A 22,410-nucleotide genomic window follows, 5' to 3' on the forward strand; every position below is an offset into this window, starting at 1 on the left:
CGGAGCCTGCAGCGCAATGGGCCGCCGTCCTGCGGGTCTGGGACAATAGGGCATGCTCAAGTTTGTCCACCGCACCCTCAACCAGTTCATCAATTCGCAATCGCTTTCGGGCGTGGTGCTGGCGCTGGCCGCTGTGGCCGCGCTGGTGTTGAGCAACTCGCCATGGGGTGAGGCTTACAACCGGTTTGTGCAACTGCCAGGTGAGCTGCGGGTGGGCGGTGATCTGCTGGTGCTCTCCAAGTCGTTATTGCATTGGGTCAATGACCTGTGGATGGCGGTGTTTTTCTTTCTGGTGGGCCTGGAGATCAAGCGCGAGCTGATTGAGGGCGAGCTGGCCTCGCGTGCGCAGGCGCTGTTGCCGGCGGGCGCCGCGTTGGGCGGCATGGTGGCGCCGGCGCTCATCTACATGGCGATCAATGCCGGCGACCCGGTCGCGATGCGCGGCTGGGCGATTCCGGCCGCCACCGACATTGCCTTTGCGCTGGGCATCCTGGTGTTGCTGGGTAGCCGCGTGCCGGCATCGCTCAAGGTGTTTTTGACTGCTGTCGCCATCATTGATGACCTGGGCGCCATCCTGATCATTGCGTTTTTCTACACCGAGGGTTTGTCGGTGATGGCGTTGTTGGTCGCCGGGATCGGTGGGTTGCTCTTGCTGGCCTTTAATCGGGCGAAGGTGATGGCCATAGGGCCCTACGTGGCGGTGGGCCTGGTGATCTGGCTCTTTGTTTACAAGTCCGGCATTCACGCCACGCTGGCAGGTGTGATTACCGCGCTGGCGATTCCCCTTTCAGATGGCAAAGGCGGCTCGCCATTGAAAACCGCTGAGCACGCGCTGCACCCCTGGGTGGCTTTTGCGGTGCTACCGATGTTTGCGTTTGCCAATGCGGGAGTGTCGCTTCAGGGTGTGACCGTCGGAACGCTTCTTCAAAGCGTGCCCTTGGGTATTACGGCAGGCCTGCTGGTGGGCAAGGCCGTCGGCGTGTTAGGGGCTTCCTGGCTGCTGATTCGCTTTGTCGGTGCACGCCTGCCCGCCGGCGCTGGCTGGAGCCAGTTTGTTGGTGTCTGCCTGCTGTGCGGCGTGGGCTTTACCATGAGCCTTTTCATCGGTGCGCTCGCATTTGCCGGCCAGGATGCGGCATACGAGACGCAACTAAAGCTGGGTGTGCTGTGCGGTTCGTTGTTGTCAGGGGTGCTGGGTGCGGTGATGCTGATGCGCGCCAGCGCTGCCGAAAAGGCGCCGGGCTAGGACCGCCTGGCGTGACGCGGTCAGTGCTTTTGTGCGGCGATCGCGGACATGATTTTGTCGGTGTAGGCGATCGCAATCGCCGACAACAGGAAGGTGATATGGATCACCGTTTGCGCGATCAGGACCTTGTCGGTGTAGTTGTCGGCGTTGATAAACGTCTTCAGCAGGTGGATGGAGCTGATACCGATGATGGCCGTGGCCAGCTTGACCTTCAATACCGAAGCGTTCACGTGGCTCAGCCATTCGGGCTGGTCGCGGTGGCCTTCGAGGTTCATGCGGCTCACAAAGGTTTCGTAGCCACCCACGATCACCATGATCAAGAGGTTGGAGATCATCACCACGTCGATCAGCGCCAGCACCACCAGCATGATGACCGTTTCGTTGAGCGACACGACGGGTATGGCGGTCTTGTAGCCTATGCTGGTGATTAGTGCCTGCAACGCGGTCTGACTCCCGAATGCGGCTTCAATCAGGTGCCACAGTTCCACCAGAAAGTGCACTACGTAGACGGCCTGCGCGGCGATGAGGCCGAGGTAAAGCGGCAGTTGCAGCCAGCGGCTGGCGAAAATCAGGTTGGGCAGCGGGCGCAGGGGTGAGATTTTGGCAGGGGCAGGGGATTGAGTGGGTTCAGTCATGATGGCGTAAGCTGGGGTTTGCGGCATTGTAGGGGGAGGGTAGATACCCCTTCAATTGCAGAAGTTGTAAGGTTCAAGCCAGTCAGTGGCTTGTAAGTGCGGCAGAAGACAGTACCACGCATTCAGTGACAAACAGGAGACAAAACCAATGAGCGCCCCTTCATCCGCGATCGAATCCACCCTGGTTGAAAATCGCATCTTCCCGCCGGCGCCGGCCACCGTGAAGGCCGCGCGTATTTCGGGTATGCCGGCTTACCAGGCGCTGTGCGTGGAAGCCGAGAAGGATTTCGAGGGTTTCTGGGCCCGCCTGGCGCGCGAAAACCTGAGCTGGAAGAAGCCCTTCACCCAGACACTGGATGAGTCCAATGCTCCGTTCTACAAGTGGTTTGCCGACGGCGAGCTCAACGCTTCTTACAACTGTCTGGACCGCCATCTGGGCACACCGGTCGAAAACAAAAAAGCCATCATCTTTGAAAGCGACGACGGCAAGGTTACCAACGTCACTTACAAAGAATTGCATGCCAGGGTCAGCCAGTTTGCGAGCGCGCTGAAAGGCGCCGGCATCAAAAAGGGCGACCGCGTCATCATCTACATGCCAATGACGGTCGAAGGTGTGGTGGCCATGCAGGCTTGCGCCCGCATAGGCGCCACGCATTCGGTGGTTTTCGGCGGCTTCTCGGCCAAGAGCCTTCAGGAGCGTATTCAGGATGCTGGTGCGGTCGCCGTCATCACCGCCAGCTACCAGTTGCGCGGCGGCAAGGAGTTGCCACTCAAGGCCATCGTCGATGAAGGCATCGCCATGGGCGGCTGCGAGTCGATCAAAAACGTGATCGTCTACCAACGTACGGCCACTGCCTGCAACATGGTGGCTGGCCGCGACAGCCTGATGCACGAGATCACCGCCAAGGCAGCTCCGGTGTGCGAACCCGAGTTCGTCGGCGCGGAGCACCCGCTTTTTATCCTTTACACCTCGGGCTCGACCGGCAAGCCCAAGGGCGTGCAGCACAGCACCGGAGGTTACCTGCTCTGGGCCAAACTCACCATGGACTGGACCTTCGACATCCAGCCCGCCGACGTGTTCTGGTGCACCGCCGACATCGGCTGGATCACTGGCCACACCTACGTGGCCTACGGCCCGCTGGCTGCCGGCGCAACGCAGATCATCTTTGAAGGAATACCGACCTTCCCGAATGCGGGCCGCTTCTGGCAGATGATCGAAAAACACAAGGTCACGATTTTCTACACGGCGCCTACGGCCATCCGTTCATTGATCAAGGCTGCCGAGGCTGACGAGAAAGTGCATCCGGCCCGCTCCGACTTGAGCAGCCTGCGCATCCTGGGCTCTGTTGGCGAGCCGATCAACCCCGAAGCCTGGATGTGGTACTACAAGAACGTGGGCGGCGAGCGCTGCCCCATCGTGGATACCTTCTGGCAAACCGAAACCGGTGGCCACATGATCACGCCGCTGCCCGGCGCCACGCCGCTGGTGCCCGGCAGCTGCACGCTGCCATTGCCCGGCATCATGACTGCCATCGTCGACGAAACCGGCAAGGATCTCCCCAATGGCGCGGGCGGCATGCTGGTCGTCAAGCGGCCCTGGCCCTCCATGATCCGCACCATCTGGAACGACCCGGACCGCTTCAAGAAAAGCTATTTTCCCGAAGAAATGGGCGGCACGATTTACCTGGCCGGCGACGGGGCAGTGCGCAATGTCGACAACGGCTATTTCCGCATCACCGGCCGTATCGATGACGTGCTGAATGTGTCGGGCCATCGCATGGGCACCATGGAAATCGAATCGGCGCTGGTAGCGCACTCTACGCTGGTGGCCGAGGCCGCCGTGGTGGGGCGGCCCGATGACCTGACGGGCGAGGCCATTGTGGCCTTTGTAGTGCTCAAGCGTTCACGCCCGACGGGTGAAGAAGCCAAGGCGATTGCCAAGGAGCTGCGCGACTGGGTGGGCAAAGAAATCGGCCCGATCGCCAAGCCCAAGGACATCCGCTTTGGCGACAACCTGCCCAAGACCCGAAGTGGCAAGATCATGCGCCGTCTGTTGCGCGGCATCGCCAAGGGCGAGACCATCACCCAGGACACCTCGACGCTTGAAAACCCTGCCATTCTCGATCAGCTGTCTGAAAAGCAGTGATCGAGAACGTGGCGTAGCCGCGTCAGCGAAGCTGGGGCAGGGTTGGGGGACACTCATATCGCGAAGCGATGTGACGTGGCCACAAAACCCTGCCATTCTCGATCAGCTGTCTGAAAAGCAGCGATTCTGAAGTCGGCATAAAAAAAGCCCGTCATTGACGGGCTTTTTTATGGGCGAGAAGCCCTCGGTTATTTCTGGGTCAGGATCCAGGCAACCAGTTTTTTGGCTTCGTCTGGGCTTACCTGGGCGTTGGCTGGCATAGGCACCGGGCCCCAGACGCCTGAACCGCCCTTGATGACTTTGGCAGCGAGCTTGTCGGCTGCGTCTTTTTGCCCAGCATATTTGGCTGCGACATCCTTGTAGGAGGGCCCAACCAGTTTTTTGTCAACGGCGTGGCAAGCCATGCAGTTTTTTGCGGTTGCCAGTTGCAGATCCGCCAGTGCAGGGGTCGATACTGCAAAAACTGCAGCCATGGAAGCGATGACCGAAAGAATGCGTTTCATGGATTGTCCTCGTGGGGAGTTGTGGATTCGGTTACAGTCAATTAACGTCATTGTAGTGGTGCCGGTTGACCCGGGTTTCAAGGGTTGACCCGGCCAGACCACCACACATTCAGAGGAGTTACAGATGTTTTTTCTATTGGTTGGAATTGTTGCGTTGGCACTGAAGTATCTCGAAATCGGGCCCGTTGCCACGTTAAGCTGGTGGATTGTGCTTTCTCCATTCGTGCTTGCAGCCCTCTGGTGGTGGTGGGCGGATGCATCGGGCTATACCAAGCGCAGGGAAGTAGACAAGATGGACAAACGCAGGCAAGACCGCATCGACAAGCAGCGCGACGCCATGGGTATGCTTTCGGCGAAGAAAAAGAAATAGCTGATACAGCGCAACTAGCTAAGACGCCAGGCAAGTTACCCGGTTTTTGCAACTGGCAGCTGGCTCCAAAGCAAAGAGCCCGTGAAGTCTGTAACTTCACGGGCTCTTTGCGCTTCAGCGGATCAAATCAATAGTCGTCCAGCACCGCACCCTTGCTGGCACTTGATGCATTGAAAGCGAACTTGGCCTGGACGCCGCGGGTATAGCGTGGCGCGGGGGCTTTCCAGCCGACCTTGCGTTTGGCCAATTCGGCGTCACTGATATTCAGCTGCAACAGGAGTTGCTTCGAATCGATGGTGATCGAATCTCCCTCATTGATGAAGGCGATATTGCCGCCAGCCGCAGCTTCAGGCGCCACGTGGCCAACCACCATGCCCCAGGTGCCACCGGAGAAGCGGCCATCGGTGATCAAGCCGACACTCTCGCCGAGGCCGGCACCGATCAGCGCGCCGGTGGGGGCCAGCATTTCAGGCATGCCGGGGCCGCCCTTGGGGCCGAGGTAACGCAGCACCATCACGTCACCAGCCTTGATCTTGCCGGCCAGGATGGCTGCAAGTGCTGATTGTTCGTCATCAAATACCCGGGCCGGGCCGGTCATGACGGGATTTTTCAGGCCGGTGATCTTGGCCACGCAGCCTTCGGGTGAGAGGTTGCCCTTCAGGATGGCCAGGTGGCCCTGGGCGTACATGGGTTTGTCGATGGGGCGGATCACATCCTGGTCTGCGCGCGGAACTTCAGGCACGTCCTTGAGCGTCTCGGCGATGGTCTGGCCGGAGATCGTCAGGCAATCGCCATGCAGCAGGCCGGCGGCCAGCAGTGTTTTCATGACCTGTGGAATACCGCCGGCGCGGTGCAGATCCACGGCGAGGTATTTGCCGGAGGGCTTCAAATCGCACAGTACTGGCGTACGCTGGCGCACGCGCTCGAAATCATCAATCGTCCACTCGACGCCGGCCGTGTGGGCGATGGCCAGGAAGTGCAGCACAGCGTTGGTGGAGCCGCCGGTTGCCATGATCACGGCGACCGCGTTTTCAATAGCCTTCTTGGTGACGATGTCGCGCGGCTTGATGTCCTTCTTGATCGCTTCAACCAGAACCTTGGCCGACTCTTTGGCTGAGTTCATTTTCTCGTCGTGCGGATTGGCCATGGTGCTGGAGTAGGGCAGTGAGATGCCCAGGGCCTCGAAAGCGCTGGACATGGTGTTGGCCGTGTACATGCCGCCGCAGCTGCCGGTGCCCGGAATGGCGCGGCGCTCGATTTGCAGCAGGTCTTCGTCGCTCATGCGCCCGGCGGCGTTTTCGCCCACGGCTTCAAACACGCTGACGATGTTGAGGTCTTTGCCCTTGTAGGTGCCCGGCAGGATGGTGCCGCCGTAGACGTAGATCGCCGGCACGTTGGCGCGCAGCATGCCCATCAGACCACCGGGCATGTTCTTGTCGCAGCCACCAACCACCAGCACGCCGTCCATCCACTGGCCCTGCACGCAGGTCTCGATGCAGTCGGAGATCACTTCGCGGCTCACGAGGGAGTACTTCATGCCCTCGGTGCCCATGGCCATGCCGTCGGAAATCGTCGGCGTGCCGAATACCTGCGCGTTACCGCCAGCTTCCTCGATGCCGACAATTGCCGCGTCGGCCAGTTTTTGCAGGCCGCTGTTGCATGGCGTGATCGTGCTGTGCCCATTGGCCACGCCGATCATTGGTTTCTTGAAATCGTCGGCCTCGTAGCCCATGGCGTAGTACATGGAGCGGTTGGGCGCGCGCGATTTGCCCTCGGTGATGTTCTTGCTGCGCGGGTTGGCAACGATGTTGACAGTTTTGGTTTCCATGGGGTGTCTCGTGGTGTTGGCTACTATGGCTTGCCCGCGTTTGACCTTGGGCATGCATCGGGAGAAACAGAGTATGCGTGCTTTGATTGATTCTTTCCAATCCATTATTAATCATCTATTAATATGTATGGCATATGAAAGATATTCTCGGCACCGCGGGCATGGCTTCCCGTAAACCGCCCTTGATCGAGCTTCGCCTGTGGCGTCAGTTTCTGGCAGTGGCCGAGGAGCTTCACTTCGGCCGCGCTGCCAAAAGCCTCAACATGACCCAGCCGCCGCTCACGCAGGCCATTGCGCAGCTGGAGGCGCATTTGGGCCTCAGATTGTTCGACCGCACCAAGCGCAGCGTGCAGCTCACGACGGCAGGTGCTGCCCTGGTGCCCGAAGCGCGTGACCTGCTGACACGTGCCTTGGCTCTTCCGGCCTATGCGCGCGCCAGCGCGGAGGGCGAGGCCGGGCGCTTGCGGCTGGCTTTTGTGTCTACGGTCGGTTTTGAGTTGTTGCCGCGTTGGGTGCTGGCCTTTCGCGAGCAATACCCCAAGGTGCAGCTGGAATTGATAGAGGCGACCGGCGACGTGCAGCTGCAGGCTTTTGAGCGCGGAGAGATCGACGCGGGCTTCATGTTGCATTCCCCTGGGTTCGCGCCGCCAGGCCTGGCCTGCCGGCGCATCAGCCAGGACCCGTTGGTGGTGGCGCTACCCGGGCAGCACTCGCTGGCAAGCAAGACTACGATTGCGCTCCCTGATCTGCTGGGCGAGCCTCTAGTGATCTTTCCGCGGCGAATCGTTCCGTCACTCTACGACGCGATTTTTGCGATGTATCACGCCGCAGGGCAATTGCCGCAGGTTGCCCAGGAAGCCATCCAGATGCAGACTATCGTGAACCTGGTATCCGCCGGGCTCGGCGTGGCCTGGGTTCCCGAGAGCGTGCGGCAGTTTCAGCGCCCTGGCGTGGTGTATCGCAGCCTGCCTGGTGGCAGGCCTTCCATGCGTAGTGGTGCACGGGGTGCTTCGGCCGTGGTGCCTGGCTGTGAGACCAGTCTGGTCTGGCCGCGGGCAAGCGCCAACCCGGCGCTTGCCCGCTTTATCACCTTTATCGGCGCATAGACCGCTCGAAGGCTTCTTCCCGTTCGCGTTGCCGGCGCGCCGCCACCGCACTTTGCTGCTGCTGCTTTTCCGCTGGGGTGAGTTCGCGCTGCTCCATTCTTCGTTGGGCTATTTCGCCGGCACTGCTGCAGCGGGCGCCGTGGTTGGCTTCGCAATTGGCAATGATCTGTTTGTCGGAAGCCTGCGCCTGGGTTTGGGCACCGCCTTTGCGCAGGCCACCCAGTGCCGAGGGCATGGCCTGGCGCGATCCGCCGCTGGATCGGTCAGCAGCAGCTGCCCGCGCATTCGCCGCAGCGTTTTCCGCTGCCCAATCCTTGGGTGCCGCGGCGGCTCCGCCATTGCCATAAAGCACGCCGGGCACGCCTGTTACAGGTGTGCCGTCAGTTGATGCTGGTGCCGCGGCAGGGGCCGGTGCGCGGACAATGAGCTTTTCATTGCCACCGCCGCTGGTCGCACAGGGCGTTTGTGAAAACACCTTTTTGCCGGCTGAATCAAGGCATTGGTAGACCTGTGCCGCAGCGGGTTGTATGCACAACAAACCCAAGCCTGAAACAACGGTAAAACAGAATAAATGACGCATGGTGTGATCCTGTACGGCGTTACTCCCAGTTTAAGCGAGCGGGCTCACTGTAAGCCCTTTCCTACGAGCCTCGCATGCAAAAATACGGCCCATGCTTATTCATCCGCAAATCAATCCGGTTGCCCTGCAGTTGGGTCCCCTGGCCATCCATTGGTATGGCCTGACATATCTGGCGGCTTTTGGCCTCTTCTTCTTCCTGGCTACGCGGCGCCTTCGCCACGAGCCCTATGCGTCCATCACCGGCCCCGGCGCCTGGTCGCGCAGGGACATTGAAGACATCCTGTTCCTGGGTGTCATGGGTGTGGTGGTCGGTGGGCGGCTTGGCTACTGCCTTTTTTACAAGCCCGGTTACTACCTGTCGCACCCGCTTGAAATCTTTTTTGTGTGGCAGGGCGGCATGAGCTTTCACGGCGGGATGCTGGGTGTGCTGGCCTCGCAATGGTGGTTTGCCCGTTCGCGCCAGCGGCCCTGGCTGCAGGTCATGGACTTCGTCGCGCCTTGCGTACCGACCGGGTTGGCGGCGGGGCGCGTTGGCAACTTCATTAACGGTGAGCTCTGGGGACGCTTCAGCGACCCTGCTTTGCCCTGGGGCATGGTATTTCCGGGCAGCGGCGCCATGCAGCCGCGTCACCCCTCACAAATCTATCAATTTCTGATGGAGGGCTTGTTGCTGTTCGTGCTCCTCTGGCTGTACGCGCGCAAGCCGCGTAAGGTGGGGCAGGTCTCAGGGGCCTTCCTGGTCGGCTACGGTGTGTTTCGTTTCATCGCCGAGTTTTTCCGTGAGCCCGACGACTTCCTGGGCATCCTCGCCCTGGGTATGAGCATGGGTCAATGGCTTTGCGTGCCCATGATCGCAGCGGGTGTCGGGCTCTGGGTGTGGGCTTCCCGGCAGGGTCAACCCCGAAAATCCATCGCAGGCAGCTATTGATTTGTGGCGATAGCTCAGGGCGTCAGGACTGTCTGGCGCCCTGAGCCTCTCGCTTCGGGGCGCTAGGGTTTCTCCCTGTCGTTTTCGGGCACAGGGCACTTGCCTGACTGCTTTTTAGCTCCCATAATTATGTGTAATTACTTGAAATTACCGCTGGAATTCTGAAAACTCCAGACGCTGCCGGGGCAGTTGTATGAAAGCAGGTGGGTTTTCGGGACGTACCGGGCCATCGCGGTTGCCGGGTTCGGTGGATGTCTCGTGTATTTGGGTTCATTGCGTCAGCCGGTCAAAAGGGGTCTGTCATGCGTCTGGTCCAGAGTTCATTGCATCAGGAAGTCGCCAATACCCTGCGCGAGCAGATTTTTGCCGGCCAGCTGGCGCCCGGGAGTTTTCTGGACGAGGTGGCGCTATGCGAACGGCTGGAAATCTCCCGCACGCCACTGCGCGAGGCGCTCAAGGTGCTGACCTCGGAAGGGCTTCTGCGCCACGAACCCCGGCGGGGTTGCTTTGTCAATGAGGTGACCGAGCAAGACCTGGACGACATTTTCCCGGTCATCGCCTTGCTGGAGGGGCGCTGCGCCTATGAGGCGGCACGCAATGCCACCGACGCCGATCTGGCTGCGCTCACTACTTTGCATGAGCGGCTTAACAGTCACGCCAAAGCCGGCCGGATCAATGACTATTACGCGACCAATTTCGCCATTCACGAGGCCATCATCCTGTTGGCCAACAACCGCTGGCTCGCGCAGGCGATTGCGGACCTGCGAAAAATATTGAAGCTGGCGCGGCTCCAGCAGTTGCACGCGCCGGGCCGCCTGGCGCAAAGTCTTTCAGAGCACATGACGGTGTTTGCGGCCCTCAAAAGCCGTGACAGCGAAGGTGCCGATGCCGCCATGCGCACTCACCTGACGCGCCAGCGCGAAGCGCTGCGTGACCTTTCCCGCAGCCAGCGCTCCAGGGTGGCCTCATGAGCGCCGCAGACTGGCTCAGCCGCAATGTTTCGCGGCTCACGGCAGGCGAGAAAGGCCTTACAGAAAAAACTGCCGCAGGGCAAGCAAACCGTGCGCAAGCAGCTACAAAAAAGATAGCAGCTAGCGTCGAATTGCCCGCGCGAAGCACGCATGAACGGCTTCAGGCAACCCTGAGTCATAAGGACGAAGCGCTGTCGCCGCGCGTACTCCGCCGCACCTTGCAGGAGCTGCAGGCCATCATCGACCCACGCGTGAGTGAGGTGGAAGGCGGCCGGCGCGCCATGGCCATTGCGGCCTGGTACCAGGGCGCCACCCCGGCTCGCCGGCGCGACCTGTGGATGCTGATGAGTGAGCAGTTCGTCGCCAATCCGCAGAAGGTCAAGGCTGCGCAGGCGCAGTTTGCGGCTGCCGTGGGTACACCCGAAGAGGCGGTGGCCGAGGTGCGTTACCGCCGTGCCACAGTCTCACCGCGCCGGCGTCTGCTGCAGCGCTTCAGCGTCTATCCGGGCGGCATCCAGTTCCTGGTCGAAATGCGTGCGGACATGCAGCCCAGCCTCAAGGCCGACAAGCGCTTGCTCGCCCTGGATGTCGAAATGGAATACATGTTCTCGACATGGTTCGACGTCGGTTTCCTTGACCTGCGCCGCATCACCTGGGATTCACCGGCATCACTGATTGAAAAACTGATCAAGTACGAAGCGGTCCATGACATCAAGGGATGGGCCGACGTCAAAAACCGGCTCGACAGTGACCGTCGCTGCTATGGCTTCTTCCACCCGCGTCTTCCAGAGGTGCCGCTGATTTTTGTCGAGGTCGCGATGGTCGAGACGATCGCGGGCGACATCATGCCTTTGCTCGATGAGCTGGCAGCGCCCTCGGACCTGAGCCGCGCGACCACTGCGATTTTCTATTCCATCAGCAATACGCAGGCCGGCCTGCGCGGCGTGAGCTTTGGCGATTCGCTGATCAAGCGCGTGGTGGAGACCCTGAAAGAGGAGTTTCCCAAGCTCAAGACCTTTGCCACTCTTTCTCCGATTCCGGGGTTTCGCAGCTGGCTGGGCAAGAACGCGGCGGCCATGCTGGAAACGCTGGGAGACAAGGAGCTTGCCGCCCTGGGCCGGGCGGTGGGGTTTGAGCCGCCCACTGCAGGGCACCTGCTGACCGCCGCAGAAAACCCGCTGGCCCTCGGTGAAAAGTCGCCGGTGCGAAAGATGCTGCTGCACTGCGCGGCCCATTACCTGGGCCGGGCCCTGGAAGAGGGCAAGCCGCTGGATCCGGTGGCACGCTTTCATCTGGGCAATGGGGCGCGCGTGGAGCGCATCAACTGGGCGGGCGACCCGACGCCCAAAGGGCTCAGGCAATCGTACGGCCTGATGGTGAATTATCTCTATGACCTCAAGCGCCTGGACAAGCACCGCGCCTTGCTGGCCCAAGGAAAGGTGGCCGTTTCCGGCGCGATTGAGTCGCTTTTGTAGTTTTTTGCAGTTGCAGACGAGCAGTCGACATAAAAAAACGAAGGAGACAGACATGAGACCCGTTCACCTGCTGGGAAGGCTGGCGCTTGCGTCGCTGGCTGCCGTGTTGTTGCTGGGACATTCCGCCCAGGCCCGCGTCACGCGGATCGTGATTGACGAAACCGTTCCCCTGGCGGCAGATTTGTCGGGTGGTGTGGCCTTTGAACAGGTTGCCGGCCGCGCGTTCGGCGAGCTGGACCCCAAGGCGTCTGGCAATGCCATCATCCAGGACATTGAACTGGGCAAAGAGGCCGATGGCAAGGTACGTTACGTGGCCACCTTTGTGTTGACCAAGCCGGTTGATTTGTCCAAGGCCAGCGGCATAATGTGGCATGAGGTGCCCAACCGTGGTTTGCGCCGGCCCAATGTGGTGCAGGAGCGTGCATTGGGTGACATCGACCTCACAAGCGCCTGGCAGGGCGACAATGCCGGCGCCACCATGGTGCGGGCCACTGCTGCGGTCGAGCTTCCCCACTGGCTCAAGGTGCCGGTGGCAAGGAATGCCGACGGCTCACCCGTCACCGGCGAGGTGTTTGGCCGCATCGTCAATCGCACCGGCCCGGGTTCGCAACCGCTGGTTGTGCAAACAAATCCTGTTCCGTACAAGCCCGTGAGCCTGGACACGCGCCAGTCGCGCCTGGTGTCGCGCGCGGCTGAATCCACCCGCGGCGATGTGACCGGCGAGACAGTGATTCCTTCCACCGACTGGGCCTGGGCCAAGTGCGATGCGGCCAATCCTTTTCCCGGCGTACCTGATGCCACGCAGATATGCCTGAAAAACGGTTTTGATGCCGGCAAGCTTTACCAGGTAGTGTTCAAGGCCGCCGATCCTTACCTGCTGGGCGTGGGCTTTGCCGCCTGGCGCGATATGGGGGTGTTCTTCAAGACGGCCAGGGCTGATGACGCCGGCACACCGAACCCGGTGGCTGGGGTGGTGACCCACAGCATTGGCCGGGGCGTCTCGCAATCCGGCAACTTTCTGCGCGGCTGGCTGCACTTGGGCTTTAACCGGGACGAAGCCGGGCGCCAGGTGCATGACGGCCTCTGGCCCATCATTGCGGGCCGGCGCATCGCGCTGAACTTCCGCTGGGCCCAGCCCGATGGCGTGCTGGAGCTGTACCAGGCCGGCAGTGAAGGGCCGCAGTGGTGGGCACGCGCGGCCGACCCGGTGCGCGGTGGGCCGCCTGCCGGTATTCTTGATCGTTGCGAAGCCAGCAAGACCTGCCCGAAAATCGTTGAGCACTTTGGCTCGGCCGAGGTCTGGGCCCTGAAACTTACGCCGGAATGGGTGGGTACCGATGCCAGGGCCGACCTGCCTCTGCCTGCCAACGTGCGGCGCTATTACATTGCCAGCTCCAGCCACGGCGGCGGGGCAGGGGGCTTTGACAACAGCCTGCCGGGCGTGGGCCTTCCAACGGCAGGCGCCAGTTGTCCGGGCAATAATTTCGGCACGGGTGTATTGCCTGCCAACCCGGTGCCGCATACCGAAACCGTGAACGCGCTGCGCGTGCACTTTCGTAACTGGGTGATGCGCGGCACCGAGCCACCGCCCAGCCGCTGGCCCACCCTGGCGCCGCGTGCGGGCGAGCCGCGCGGCACGCTGGCGCTGGCTACCAAGGAAGGCATCGGCTTTCCCACGCTGCCGCAGTTGCGCCCCACCGTGCCCGAGCCGGACTTCATCATGCCGGTGCTCGACTATGACTGGGGCCCCGCCTTCAATCCTGCCGATGGCTCGGGCGTGGCATCCAATGCGCCGCCGCCCATCCGCCGGGTGCTGCCCATGCTGGCGCCGCGGGTGGACGCCGATGGCAATGAGCTGGGCGGCGTGCCGGTGGTGCTGCTCGAAGCGCCGCTGGGCACTTACCTGGGCTGGAACATCACGGCGGGCGGTGCCCGGCCGTTCCACCAGGGGCAGATCTGCAATTACGTGGGCGGCATGGTGCCCTTTGCCCGAACGGCGCAAGAGCGCGGTGCCAACGGTGACCCGCGCCTGTCGCTGCAGGAGCGCTACGGTTCGCACGAGGGCTATGTGGCCGCCGTACGCAAGGCCACCGACAAAGCCCAGGCCCAGGGCTTCCTGCTGGCCGAAGACGCGGTGCGCTTAATCAAGGCTGCCGAAGCCAGTGCGGTGCTGCGCTGAAGGCGATTTTTACCGAATATCATCCCGTAGTAAAACCCATCAAAGGAGACAAACCATGATTTCATTTAACCGGCGCGACGTCCTGCGCATCGCTGCGGCCAGTGCTGCAACCGCATCACCCCTGCTGCATGCGCAGTCAGCCTGGCCCACCAAGCCAGTGACGATGATCGTGCCGTTTCCAGCCGGTGGCGGCACCGACGCATTCGCCCGCCCGCTGTCCGCCCAGTTCGCGAAGCTGACCGGCAAGCAGCTCATCATCGACAACCGCGGCGGCGCCGGCGGCACGCTGGGGGCCAGTATCGCTGCCAGGGCCCAGCCCGACGGCTATACGCTCTTCATGGGCGCAGTGCACCACACCATCGCGCCCTCGATGTATCCCAAGCTGGACTACGACATCGAGAAAGATTTTGTGCCACTGGCCCTGATGGCCAACGTGCCGCAGGTGCTGGTGGTCAACCCCCGCAACTTGCCGTTCCCCGACTTCAAGGCCTACCTTGAAGCTGTGCGCAAGGCGCCGGGCAAGTACAACTACGGTTCGGCCGGCGCGGGCACTTCGCACCACCTGGCCGGCGAGTTGTTCAAGCAGCAGACCAAGACCTTCATCACCCACATTCCCTACCGCGGCGCGGGCCCGGCCCTGCAGGATTTGATTTCCGGCAATGTCGACATGATGTTTGACGGCCTGGGCTCTTCCGCCAACCATATCAAGGGCGGCCGGATCAAGGCGCTCATGGTGTCCGGCACCAAACGCAACCCGGCTTTCCCGGATGTGCCCTGCGCCGGCGAACTGGGCTTGCCCAACTACACCGTGACCACCTGGTACGGCATGTGGGCGCCCAAGGGTACGCCGGCAGACGTGCAGGCGCGCATCGTGGAAGACCTGCGCAAAGCCGCCACCACCGACGAGCTCAAAGCCATCTGGGCCAACAACGGCGCGGACTTCGGCAACCTCACGCCGCAGCAATTCGGCGCGTTCGTGAGCGGCGAGGTCAAACGCTGGTCGGCCGTGGTGAAAGCCTCTGGCGCCAAACTCGACTGATCCCTTGATGACCGGTGTCGTTTTACTGGAAGTGAAGGGCCCCGTTGCCTTTGTGACGCTGTCCCATCCCGGCAAGCTCAATGCCATGTCTCGCGCCATGTGGCGCGAGTTGCGCGCGGCGTTTGAGCGCATCCAGCAAAGCGCAGCGTTGTGTTGCGTGCTGGTGCGGGGAGAGTGCGGGCAATTTTGCGCGGGCGGCGACATCTCCGAATACGCCGGCTTTCGCTTTGAAGAAGCGGGTCTGCGCGCGTTTCATGAAGACGATGTATGGGGCGGCTTGCAGGCCATGCTGGACTGCGACGTCCCCATCATCGCGCAGATCGAAGGCAACTGTATAGGCGCCGGCGTTGAGATCGCCAGCTGCTGCGATATCCGCATTGCCGGCGATACGGCAAAGTTTGGTGCGCCCATCGCGAAGCTCGGGTTCCCGATGGCGCCGCGCGAGGCTGCACTGGTGATGCGTGCCGCCGGGGAGCTGACCGCTCGGGAGATGCTGCTTTCGGCTGCCGTTCTGGGGGCCGCCGAGATGAAGCAGCGCGGCTTTCTCAACCAGGTTGCTCCAGGCCAGGACGTCGGGGCCCTGGTCATGGCTTGCGTGGATCGCACCTGCGCCCTTGCGCGTGGCGCCGCGCGCCTGAATAAACAGGCATTCAGGGCTCTGGCGCCCACTGGATCAGCGCAACCAGCTACTGATTTGATAGCAACAGCCTACCGTTATGCACCTTCTGCCGAGCACCGGGAAGGTATTGCCGCTTTCACTGAAAAACGCCTGCCCCGGTTTGATCGCCGAGCGGCCGAAATTCCAACCATAGCCAGCCTGACCCATGAAAAACCATAACCTGTTTGCAGCGCTTCGAGCCGCGTTTCCTTCTTCGCTCAATGAAGTTGCCGTCGAAACCGACAACGGCCTTTGCTATTCGTGGCGCGACCTCGAACGCGGCACTGCGATGATGGCCAACCTGCTGGCTTCGCTGGGGTTGCCTGAAGGGGCCAGGGTGGCGGTGCAGGTCGAGAAGTCGGTGGAGGCCATGATGCTTTACCTGGCGACGCTGCGCGCCGGCTATGTGTTTTTGCCGCTCAACACTGCCTACCAAAGCGCCGAGATCGAATACTTCATCGGCAACGCGGAGCCGTCGGTGATGGTCTGCAGCAGCAAGAATTTTGGCTGGGTCAGCAAGATCGCCTTCAAGGCCGGCACGCAGAACGTGTTCACACTGGACGATGACCGCACAGGCTCGCTGCTGGACCGTGCAACGCATTGCAGCGACCGGCATGAAGTGGTGGCACGGCGGGCGGACGACCTGGCCGCCATCCTCTACACCAGCGGTACCACCGGCCGCAGCAAGGGCGCCATGCTTTCCCACGGCAACATGCTGAGCAATGCGCTGGTGCTTAAAGATGCCTGGGGCTGGACGGCTACCGGAGGGCCCGAAGGCCGTGGCGATGTGCTGATCCATGCCCTGCCGATTTTTCATGTGCACGGACTCTTTGTTGCCATTCACGGTGCGCTCATCAACGGCAGCAAGATGATCTGGCTGGCCAAATTCGACCCCAAGCTGGTGGTGAAAAAGCTGCCCCAAGCCACGGTGTTCATGGGAGTGCCCACGCTGTATGTGCGCCTGCTGGCCGAGCCGGGCCTGACGCGCGAGGCTTGCCGCAACATGCGGCTCTTTGTGGCGGGGTCGGCGCCTTTGCTGATCGAGACCTTCAACGAGTGGAAAGAGCGCACCGGCCACACCATTCTGGAACGCTACGGCATGTCGGAAACCGTGATGCTCACGTCCAACCCCTACCAAGGCGCCGAGCGGCGCGGCGGTACGGTGGGCTTTGCGCTGCCGGGTGTCAGCCTGCGTGTGCAGGACGAAGGCGGCGAGTCATTGCCGGCCGGCGAGATCGGCGGCATCCAGGTCAAGGGCCCGAATATTTTCAAGGGCTATTGGCGCATGCCGGAGAAGACAAAAGAAGAGTTCACCGCAGACGGCTACTTCAAGACCGGCGACGTGGGCAAGATCGACGAGCGCGGCTACATCGTCATCGTGGGCCGCAGCAAGGACCTCATCATCAGCGGCGGCTACAACGTCTATCCCGCCGAAATCGAAGGCTACATCAACGACATGCCTGGCGTGGCCGAAAGCGCGCTGGTCGGTGTGCCGCACCCGGATTTCGGCGAGGTCGGCGTGGCCGTCGTTATCGCCAAGCCGGGCGTCGTGCTCGAGGGCAGCGGGATTGTGGGCGAATTGAAATCGAAGCTGGCCAACTTCAAGATTCCCAAGCACTGCTTTGTGGTCAGTGAATTGCCGCGCAACACCATGGGCAAGGTACAGAAGAATTTGCTGCGTGAGCAGTACAAGGGATTGTTTACCCGGGCCGCGGCTTAAGAACAGGTTCTAAGGCGCAAAGTCGTCGACCTGGATCACCTTGTCGGCGGCGCGTAAATAAGCCAACGCCAGGTCCGGGCGGCTTGAGGCTTTCGCGGCGTGCTCCATGGACTGATTGCTGCGCACGGCCTTGTTCAGCGCCACGGTTTCTTCGCCGAGCTGCGTTGCCAGATCGAGCGCATCCATCAGGTCGCGCAGCCCGCCGCTGGTAGGCGTTGCCAAGTCAGGGCACAAGCGTTTCACCACGACGGGGTGGGTTCGCAGAAGTTTGGCCAGCTCCAGCAACTGAACATCCCGAAGCGGTGCCAGGCGTGTGCTGCGGTTCAGCACCAGCGCACCCACTACACGCCTTAGCGGCGAAGGAAAGTTGGCATAGAGGGCCTCCAGCGTGTTGCCGGCTTCATCGAGCCGTACGCGAATGGCTGCCTGTGCGACCGGCAGCATATTCGTATCCTTGTCGACGGCATAACGCCAAAGGCAGGCGCTGGCCATGTAGAGGTGGGCCAGCACATCGCCCAGCCGGGCCGACAGCAGCTCCATGCGCTTGAGCTTGCCGCCCAGCAAGCCCATGGCCAGGTCGCAGGTCAATGCGTACTGGCTGCTCAAGCGGGCGATGAGTCGGGCTTCTTTTTCCAGGCCCGCGGGGGGCGAGCCTTGCAAGGGTGCACCGGCTATGCTGTGCCAGAAGTTACGCAGCACGTGTCCGCCATGGCCGATCAGCGCTTCCCCCAGCGCCTGCGCATCGTTGCCTTGCACGGCTTGCATTTCCTTCATCACGTAGGGGTGGCAGCGCACCGCGCCTTGTCCAAAAATGATCAGCGAGCGGGTCAGGATGTTGGCGCCTTCCACGGTGATGGCAATAGGCGCGCCGCGGTAAGCCACCGACAACAGATTGGATGGCCCCTGGATGATCCCCTTGCCGCCCAGGATGTCCATGCCGCGGTTGACGGCGCGCCGGCCGGCTTCGGTCAGGTGCACTTTCAGGATGGCGCTGGCCACGCTGGGCTGCTCGCCCTTGTCGAGTACGGCGGCGGTGTAGCGGCGTGCGGCGTCCGTCGCATAGAGCTCACAGGCCATTTCCGCAATCACGCCGGCAATCGCGTCGAAGCGGCCGATGGGCAGGCCGAACTGCTCCCGCACCTGGCCGTAACCGTTGGCGACGAAAAGCGCGGTTTGCTGCATGGCCGAGCCCAACGCCGGCAGGGAGATCGCGCGCCCCGCCGCCAGGCATTCCATCAGCATGCGCCAGCCCTGGCCGACCTGCTGCTCGCCACCGATGATCCAGTCCATGGGGATGAAGACTTCACGGCCTTCGATGGGACCATTCATGAAGGCGGCGTCCATCGGCCGGTGCCGCCTGCCGATCTGCATGCCCGGTTGCGGCACGGGAATCAGCGCGCAGGTGATGCCCAGGTTGCGCTGTCCTTCGGGCAGGGTTTCGTCCACCGCGTTGAAGGCCAGGCCGACTACGGTAGCCACCGGCGCCAGGGTGATGTAGCGCTTGGAGAAATCCACACTGAAGCCGCGCACCATGACGCCGTCGATCTCGCGCGCGGTGACAACGCCGCGGTCAGGGATGGATGCGGCATCGGAGCCCGCATAAGGCGAGGTCAGTCCGAAGCAGGGCAGGTCGCGGCCATCGGCCAGGCGTGGCAGGTAGTGCTCTTTTTGCGCCGCTGTGCCATAGCGCAGCAACAGTTCGGCCGGACCCAGCGAATTGGGCACCATGACGGTGACTGCCGCAGAAATATTGAGTGTGGCGATACGCGTCACTACCGTGGCATGGGCGTAGTGGCTGAAGCCGAGGCCGCCCCACTCCTCGGGAATGATCATTCCGAAGAAGCGCCTGCCGCGCATGAAAGCCCAGACTTCGGCCGGCAGGTCGCCAGCCTGGTCGATGGCGAAATCGTCCAGCAGTGCGCACAATGCCGTGACCTCGTTGTCCAGGAAAGCCTGCTCTTTGGCGCTCAGTACATTGGGTCCAGCGGCCAGCAGGGCATCAAAATGGGGCGTTCCCGAGAACAGCTGGCCTTCGAACCCGACCGTGCCCGCCTCCAGCGCTGCCCGCTCGGTATCGCCCATGACGGGCAGTGCACGGGCAAAGGGTTTCATGGCGGCCTCGCCTAACCATCGGGTCAATCCCATGGGTTTCTCCTGAGCTGAAAGTAAGGGGTTGCCCTTAGCGTATGCAGCGCAGGCCAATTGGGCAGCCGTCCTTGGGCGTATCTGGCTGTAGGCGAATTGGCCCAGATGCCGGGCTGCCGTGGAGGCAAGCCCCGGGGAGAAAAAGTTCCCGCGGCTCTAGGGCCTGTCATCATATAAATCGCCCCCGCGTGGCATCCGGAAAAGGCCGCAATCTAGGCGCGAAATGAAGCCGGGGTAGGCCCCCGGTGAGGCTTCGCAACGACGAGTGCGGCCTTTTCCGGGTGCCACCCGTAGGGCTGGGGCTGCAAGGGGCGCCTCGCGTTGTTGCAGCCCTTGACCGGGGGGATACCCCCGGTCGGCGGCCTGCGCCTAGCGCTGCGCCCCTTGCAGCCCCAGCGCGGGGGCGATTTATATGATGACAGGCCCTAGCCCTCTTATACAATTGCTCCGGTCTGATTTTTGCTTGAGTTTCCTGGTTTTTACTTCCAAGTTTTAAGAGGAGTTACGGACATTATGAAAAAGCATCTTGGCTATCTGGCGATTTCAACCATCCTGGCAGCCATGCTGGCCGGTTGCGGTAAAAAAGAGGAGGCACCTGTCGCTGCTGCTCCGGCGCCCGCAGCAAGCGCACCCGCCGCTGCCCCCGCCGAAGAAAAGGTGCTCAATGTCTACAACTGGCCTGACTATGTCGCCAAGGACATGATCGCCAACTTCGAAAAAGAAACCGGCATCAAGGTCAACTACCAGACCTTTGAAAACAACGAAGCCCTGCACGCCAAGCTGGTGGCAGGGAACACCGGCTACGACATCGTGGTGCCGGGCGCCGTATTCGCCAAACCACAAATCGACGGCGGCCTGCTTGCCAAGCTCGACAAGTCCAAGGTCGCCAACTACGGCAACCTCGACCCCGCCATCATGGAAAAGCTGGGCACCATCGACCCGGGTAACGCCTATCTCGTCCCCTGGGCCTGGAGCTTCACCACGGTTGGCATCAACAAGGCCAAGGTAACGAAGGCGCTGGGCTCCACCCCCATGCCTGAAAACGCATGGGACCTGGTGTTCAACCCGGTCTACACCGCCAAGCTCAAATCCTGCGGTATTGCCTACCTCGACTCGCCAACCGAAGTGCTGCCGCCCGCCATGCATTACCTGGGCAAAAACGCCTATTCGAACGACCCGGCCGACCACAAGGCTGCGGCCGCAATGCTGGCCAAGGTGCGTCCGCACATCCGCATGTTCTCCAGCACCATGATTGACGACCTGGCCGGCGGCAAGGCCTGCGTGGCACTGGCTTGGGCCGGCGACATCAACATCGCCCGTGCCCGCGCCCTTGAAAACAAGAGCGGCAATGACGTCGAGGCCCTGTTGCCCAGCACCGGCGGCCTGATCTTCTTTGACACGCTGGCCATTCCGAAGGATGCCAAGCACCCGAACAACGCGCTGGCTTTCATCAATTATTCGCTGCGCCCCGAGGTGTCCGCGTCCTTGACCAACGAGCTGGGTTACGCCACCGCCAACAAGGCCAGCCTGGCCAGCGTCAAGCCCGAGATTGCCAAGGACAAGGCGGTATTCCCCGATGCGGACAACCTGAAGAAAATGGTGTCTCCGGCCAGCTTCAGCAACGAAGCGCGTGAATCCATGAGCAACGTGTTCACTGCCTTCAAAAAAGGCAAGTGACGTTTTACTGATCTCTGGCAAGCGCTGATTTCAGTGTGAACCCGGCTGTGCATGCAATGCTTTGTGTGCGCAGCTTTTTTCTTGGTGAGAACCCCTGTTCATGAATCTACCCCTCCCGGCCGGTGACGGATTTTTGCGGACTGAGCAGCTGGTCAAGCGCTTTGATGGTGTGGCGGCGGTGGACGATGTGTCCCTGTCGATTCACAAGGGTGAAATCTTCGCGCTGCTCGGGAGCTCGGGTTGCGGCAAGTCGACCTTGCTGCGCATGCTGGCGGGTTTTGAAAAACCGACCGAAGGCTCGGTGATCCTGGACGGTGTGGACATCGCCTCTTTTCCGCCTTACGAACGGCCCATCAACATGATGTTCCAGTCGTACGCGCTCTTTCCCCATCTGACGGTGTGGGACAACATTGCCTTCGGACTCAAGCGCGAAGGCATGCCCAAGGGTGAGATCGAGGCGCGTGTGCAGGAGATGCTCAAGCTGGTCCAGCTGGAGACCTTTGCCAAACGCAAGCCGCACCAGCTCTCGGGCGGCCAGCAGCAGCGTGTGGCCCTGGCGCGCAGCCTGGCCAAGCGGCCCCAGTTGCTGCTGCTCGATGAGCCGCTGGGCGCGCTCGACAAGAAGCTGCGCGAACGCACCCAGTTCGAACTGGTCAACATTCTTGAATCCGTGGGCGTGACCTGCGTCATGGTGACGCACGACCAGGAAGAAGCCATGGCCATGGCATCCCGCATTGCCGTCATGAGCCACGGCCGTGTCCTGCAGGTCGGCACACCCAAGGAAATCTACGAGCACCCCAACTGCCGGTTTGTGGCCGACTTTATCGGCAACGTCAATATGTTTGAAGGTGAGCTCACGCTGGACGAGGCGGACCGCTGTGAAGTCACGACGGAGCAGGGCGTGGTGAATGTGGGCCACGGCATTAGTGGAACGTTAGGCATGTCGGTGGCCATCGCGGTGCGGCCGGAGAAGATTCACATTGCCAAGACCCGCCCTGAGGTGAACATCAACCTGTTCACTGGCAAGGTGCGGGAGATTGCTTATTTCGGCAGCTACAACACTTTCATTGTGGAAATGCCGGGCGGCCGCAGGGTGAAGATCACCGAGACCAACACCACGCGCCACGAGAGCTCCCTGATCACCTGGGAAGACGCGGTGTTCTTCTGGTGGGACGATTCGGCGCCCGTGGTGTTGACTCAATAA

18 protein-coding genes are annotated in these 22,410 nt (G+C 61.7%); 13 read left to right on the forward strand and 5 right to left on the reverse strand.

Annotated elements, in window-relative coordinates:
• Positions 1–52 precede the first annotated feature (52 nt).
• The gene (gene nhaA, locus AC1DZE_RS07170; RefSeq protein WP_477669051.1) at positions 53–1,246 is read left to right on the forward strand and encodes a Na+/H+ antiporter NhaA; all 1,194 of its coding nucleotides are present in this window, start codon (positions 53–55) and stop codon (positions 1,244–1,246) included.
• Positions 1,247–1,266: 20 nt separating this feature from the next.
• On the opposite strand, the gene AC1DZE_RS07175 is transcribed toward nhaA, so the two are convergent.
• Positions 1,267–1,881 (reverse strand): YqhA family protein, encoded by a 615-nt coding sequence (locus AC1DZE_RS07175; protein ID WP_477651054.1) that lies wholly within the window; start codon positions 1,879–1,881, stop codon positions 1,267–1,269.
• Positions 1,882–2,029: 148 nt separating this feature from the next.
• Between AC1DZE_RS07175 and acs the strand changes: the two genes are divergently transcribed.
• A complete protein-coding gene (gene acs / locus AC1DZE_RS07180) occupies positions 2,030–4,027 on the forward strand; it encodes an acetate--CoA ligase (protein WP_477669052.1) in 1,998 nt (665 codons plus the stop codon).
• Positions 4,028–4,215: 188 nt separating this feature from the next.
• On the opposite strand, the gene AC1DZE_RS07185 is transcribed toward acs, so the two are convergent.
• On the reverse strand, positions 4,216–4,530 hold the full coding sequence (locus tag AC1DZE_RS07185) for a c-type cytochrome (protein ID WP_457280326.1): 315 nt from the start codon (positions 4,528–4,530) through the stop codon (positions 4,216–4,218).
• Between the two features lie 124 nt (positions 4,531–4,654).
• Here AC1DZE_RS07185 and AC1DZE_RS07190 point away from each other — a divergent pair, with 124 nt between their 5' ends.
• Entirely contained in the window at positions 4,655–4,900 is a 246-nt protein-coding gene (locus tag AC1DZE_RS07190; RefSeq protein WP_477649753.1) for a TIGR04438 family Trp-rich protein, read from the forward strand.
• A gap of 127 nt (positions 4,901–5,027) precedes the next feature.
• Here AC1DZE_RS07190 and ilvD read toward each other — a convergent pair whose 3' ends face one another.
• Positions 5,028–6,728: a dihydroxy-acid dehydratase gene (ilvD, locus tag AC1DZE_RS07195; RefSeq protein ID WP_477669053.1), complete on the reverse strand. Its 1,701-nt coding sequence runs from the start codon at positions 6,726–6,728 to the stop codon at positions 5,028–5,030.
• Between the two features lie 134 nt (positions 6,729–6,862).
• Between ilvD and AC1DZE_RS07200 the strand changes: the two genes are divergently transcribed.
• Entirely contained in the window at positions 6,863–7,834 is a 972-nt protein-coding gene (locus tag AC1DZE_RS07200; RefSeq protein ID WP_477669054.1) for a LysR family transcriptional regulator, read from the forward strand.
• On the opposite strand, the gene AC1DZE_RS07205 is transcribed toward AC1DZE_RS07200, so the two are convergent.
• On the reverse strand, positions 7,821–8,414 hold the full coding sequence (locus AC1DZE_RS07205; protein ID WP_477669055.1) for a DUF4124 domain-containing protein: 594 nt from the start codon (positions 8,412–8,414) through the stop codon (positions 7,821–7,823). The two genes, AC1DZE_RS07200 and AC1DZE_RS07205, sit on opposite strands and share 14 nt — an antisense overlap.
• A 91-nt stretch (positions 8,415–8,505) precedes the next feature.
• Here AC1DZE_RS07205 and lgt point away from each other — a divergent pair, with 91 nt between their 5' ends.
• The 7 genes from lgt (at position 8,506) to AC1DZE_RS07240 (ending at position 17,384) form a co-directional block, all read left to right on the forward strand.
• Positions 8,506–9,342, forward strand: a complete 837-nt coding sequence (lgt, locus tag AC1DZE_RS07210; protein ID WP_477669056.1) for a prolipoprotein diacylglyceryl transferase — start codon at positions 8,506–8,508, stop codon at positions 9,340–9,342.
• 302 nt (positions 9,343–9,644) lie between these two features.
• On the forward strand, positions 9,645–10,313 hold the full coding sequence (locus AC1DZE_RS07215; RefSeq protein ID WP_457280332.1) for a GntR family transcriptional regulator: 669 nt from the start codon (positions 9,645–9,647) through the stop codon (positions 10,311–10,313).
• A complete protein-coding gene (locus tag AC1DZE_RS07220; RefSeq protein WP_477673465.1) occupies positions 10,310–11,788 on the forward strand; it encodes a malonyl-CoA decarboxylase domain-containing protein in 1,479 nt (492 codons plus the stop codon). Before AC1DZE_RS07215 ends, AC1DZE_RS07220 begins: the two co-directional genes overlap by 4 nt.
• Before the next feature lie 52 nt (positions 11,789–11,840).
• Positions 11,841–13,967: an alpha/beta hydrolase domain-containing protein gene (locus AC1DZE_RS07225; protein ID WP_477669058.1), complete on the forward strand. Its 2,127-nt coding sequence runs from the start codon at positions 11,841–11,843 to the stop codon at positions 13,965–13,967.
• Between the two features lie 55 nt (positions 13,968–14,022).
• Positions 14,023–15,006, forward strand: coding sequence for a Bug family tripartite tricarboxylate transporter substrate binding protein (locus AC1DZE_RS07230; protein ID WP_477669059.1), 984 nt, complete (start codon positions 14,023–14,025; stop codon positions 15,004–15,006).
• 7 nt (positions 15,007–15,013) lie between these two features.
• Positions 15,014–15,844 carry an enoyl-CoA hydratase/isomerase family protein gene (locus AC1DZE_RS07235; RefSeq protein WP_477672993.1) on the forward strand — a complete coding sequence of 277 codons (831 nt, stop codon included), beginning with the start codon at positions 15,014–15,016 and terminating at the stop codon, positions 15,842–15,844.
• A complete protein-coding gene (locus AC1DZE_RS07240) occupies positions 15,831–17,384 on the forward strand; it encodes a malonate--CoA ligase (protein WP_477699914.1) in 1,554 nt (517 codons plus the stop codon). Before AC1DZE_RS07235 ends, AC1DZE_RS07240 begins: the two co-directional genes overlap by 14 nt.
• Before the next feature lie 9 nt (positions 17,385–17,393).
• Here AC1DZE_RS07240 and AC1DZE_RS07245 read toward each other — a convergent pair whose 3' ends face one another.
• Positions 17,394–19,529 (reverse strand): acyl-CoA dehydrogenase, encoded by a 2,136-nt coding sequence (locus AC1DZE_RS07245; protein ID WP_477669062.1) that lies wholly within the window; start codon positions 19,527–19,529, stop codon positions 17,394–17,396.
• Positions 19,530–20,042: 513 nt separating this feature from the next.
• Between AC1DZE_RS07245 and AC1DZE_RS07250 the strand changes: the two genes are divergently transcribed.
• Both AC1DZE_RS07250 and AC1DZE_RS07255 read left to right on the forward strand, forming a co-directional pair.
• The gene (locus AC1DZE_RS07250) at positions 20,043–21,206 is read left to right on the forward strand and encodes an extracellular solute-binding protein (RefSeq protein WP_477669063.1); all 1,164 of its coding nucleotides are present in this window, start codon (positions 20,043–20,045) and stop codon (positions 21,204–21,206) included.
• A 100-nt stretch (positions 21,207–21,306) separates the two neighbouring features.
• Positions 21,307–22,410, forward strand: coding sequence for an ABC transporter ATP-binding protein (locus AC1DZE_RS07255; RefSeq protein WP_477669064.1), 1,104 nt, complete (start codon positions 21,307–21,309; stop codon positions 22,408–22,410).

Source organism: Polaromonas sp. P1_F1 (assembly GCF_056405795.1).